This window comes from Thermogemmatispora sp. (assembly GCF_019683635.1).
GTDB lineage: Bacteria > Chloroflexota > Ktedonobacteria > Ktedonobacterales > Ktedonobacteraceae > Thermogemmatispora.
Window position 1 is genome coordinate 1 of record NZ_JADGIA010000337.1, and the last position, 2,897, is coordinate 2,897.

A 2,897-nucleotide genomic window follows, 5' to 3' on the forward strand; every position below is an offset into this window, starting at 1 on the left:
TTTTGCCGAAACCATGCGCCTGCTGCTCGCCCCGCGCGGTCGCCTGGGCTGCATTGTGCCCACTGGCATTGCAACGGATGATAAGACAAAGGCATTTTTTCAGGACATCATGGCTTCGCGCTCGCTGCTCAGCCTCTACGATTTTGAGAATGCTGCTGGCATTTTCCCCGGGGTTCATCGAAGCTATAAATTCTGTCTGCTGACGCTGGTGGGCGCGGCGGAGCCGGTGCAGCAGGGGGCGACCTTCGCCTTTTTCCTGCACCGGGTGGAGGAGCTGCAGGAGCCAGAGCGCCGCTTTACCCTTGCGGCTGAGGACATCGCCCTGATCAACCCCAATACGCGCACCTGCCCGGTTTTCCGCTCGCGCCGCGATATGCAGCTGACGAAGGCCATCTATCAGCGCGTACCGGTGCTCGTCAGGGAAGGCTCAGCTGAGGGCAATCCGTGGCAAATACGATTGCGGCAAGGCGTGTTCAACATGACCAGCCATTCCCATCTCTTCCGCACGCGCGAGCAGCTGGAGCGCGACGGCTGGCAGCTAGAGGGGAATATATTCCGGCGGGGCGCAGAGACCTATCTGCCGCTGTACGAAGGCAAGATGATCGCTCACTTTGATCATCGCTTTGCTACTATAGATGATGAATCTGCAGGTGATGATAAAGATTTCAGAGAAACGACTTCAGAAGAGCACGCGAATCCTCTCTATTCATCTCGATTGCGTTATTGGGTACCTCACTTTGGAGTTAAAAAACGCCTCAATGATTGGAACAAGCAATGGATACTTCTTTATCGGAGAATAGCGCGTAGCTCAGATATGAGAACCTTCTTTGCTGCGGTGATCCCCCAAGCTGCCGCAGGTGATACCTCTCCTATCTTACTATTCTCCGAGGGACTAGTATCTCTAGCACCAGCTTTGCTGGCTAATCTCTGTGTCTATGTTCTGGATTTCACGGCACGCCAAAAATGCGGAGGTATTCATCTAGACTTCTATCTAGTCAAGCAGCTTCCCGTTCTCCCGCCCGAGCGCTACCAGCAGCCATGTGCCTGGGACAACAACCTCACGCTCGGCGACTGGGTCAGACCGCGCGCCCTCGAACTCAGCTACACCGCCTGGGACCTGGCCGCCTTCGCTCGCGACTGCGGCTACGACGGGCCGCCCTTCCGCTGGGACGAAGAGCGACGTTTCCTGCTGCGCTGCGAGCTGGACGCCGCCTATTTCCACCTCTACGGCATCGCCCGCGACGACGTCGACTACATCATGGAGACCTTCCCCATCGTCAAGGAGGAAGACATCAAGCGCTACAACGAATATCGCACCAGGCGCGTCATTCTGGAGATCTACGATGAGCTGCAGCGCGCCAGCGAAACAGGCCAGCCCTATCACACGCGCCTCACACCGCCGCCCGCCGACCCCGCCGTCGCCCATCCACCGCGCTCCAGCTAACCCGGCCAGCCCTGACCTGGCCAGCGCATCATCTCCCCCAAGACGCTCCTCAATGCCCAGGACGTTGAGGGGAGCGCTGGCCAGATCGACGGCACCTGCATGGCCGCCCCCGGCAGGCGGCGCTCGGACGAAGCCCTCGCCTCGCTCCTGGCCCTCACCGACCTCATAGAAGGAAACCGGGTGATCACCCCGCCATCGCAGTCTGCTTGCTCAGGGCCGCAGGCATCGGGTACAGAAGAGAGGATAGCGTCCTGCCATCAACCATCTTCCTTCGTCTCCCCCGACGAGAGCAGGCAGAGAGAGCAGCAAGAAGCTGCCTCCCTCCCTCGTCCTTCGGCTAACGACCAACGCGCTGCCAGCCAGTGGCGGGTGCATCGCGATCATAGATCGTGATCGCATAGCCGTCGGGGTCCAGAAACGTAAACTGCCGACCGAAGCGCCCAGTCGTAAGAGGCCGCAGAATAGGCACCTCCGCAGCCACCAGCGCATCGTGAACCGCCTGACTATCAGCCGCCTTGAACCAGATCGCCGGCGTCTCGATCGGAGCGGGCAGAGCCTCCCAGTTCGTATCGGGCGGCGCCTGAATCAGGCCAAAGGGAACAGGGTAGGTCAGAAAAGCGATCCCTCGGGGAAACACCTCAGGATCACGGCGCAATCCCAGAACATTTTCGTAAAATTGCGCCGATACCTCCACATCACGGACCTTCAGACCGACAAAGGCCGGTCCCTTCAGATCAAGATTGTGTGCCATCTCCTTCTCTCTTTCTCTCTTTTCTCACGCTTCGTTGCACTCCAGACCAGCGGTGGACTCACCTGGCTTCAGGCGCTGACTACTCCGCTTTCCTCCTGCCATCTGCCACGGCGGCAGGAACCGCGCACAGCCTGAACACCTACCAATAAGACTGGAGCAAGAGCAAAAACTGTGCGCTCGCCCACTCGCAAAAAAACCTCGTCACCACCGCTGATCAGATCAGGCAAGCAGCGATCGGACAGGCCGGCCAGACTGAATGTGCTACAATGGAAAAAGCAATTGCTCCCTCATCCTGAGCGAGCACCCTGACCAGACGGATACCCGATATTCACCCTCAGAGGAGCAGCAATGACCAGGCACAAGCAGGCCCAAGCCCAGGCCCAGCCTTTCCCCAGCGGCATCGAACAAGCCCCAGCCTCTCCCGTGACCGGCCCAGCTCAAGCCAGCCAGCCCCCTGATATCGGCCACCTCCTCGAAGCCCATCGCCAGGAACTGCTCGCCTACTGTTACCGCCTGCTCGGCTCGCTTCATGACGCCGAAGACCAGGTTCAAGAGACACTACTGCGCGCCTGGCGTCACTTCCAGAGCCTCAAAGACACAGCCTCCCTGCGCGCCTGGCTCTACAAAATCGCCACCAACGCCTGTCTTGACGCCCTCAAGCAACGCCCGGCCAGGACCCTACCACTGGCCGCCTTCCCCGCC

2 protein-coding genes and 1 pseudogene are annotated in these 2,897 nt (G+C 59.6%); 2 read left to right on the forward strand and 1 reads right to left on the reverse strand.

Translation table 11 applies throughout. The features are described from left to right. A pseudogene (locus IRZ31_RS21015) lies at window positions 1–1,444 on the forward strand (SAM-dependent DNA methyltransferase); the annotation flags it as partial. Window positions 1,445–1,781: 337 nt separating this feature from the next. Here the strand turns inward: IRZ31_RS21015 and IRZ31_RS21020 are convergent. Next, entirely contained in the window at window positions 1,782–2,195 is a 414-nt protein-coding gene (locus IRZ31_RS21020; protein ID WP_297157636.1) for a VOC family protein, read from the reverse strand. 348 nt (window positions 2,196–2,543) lie between these two features. On the opposite strand from IRZ31_RS21020, the gene IRZ31_RS21025 reads away from it, so the two are divergent. Continuing rightward, a partial coding sequence (locus IRZ31_RS21025; protein ID WP_297157638.1) for a sigma-70 family RNA polymerase sigma factor occupies window positions 2,544–2,897 on the forward strand: 354 nt, incomplete at its 3' end.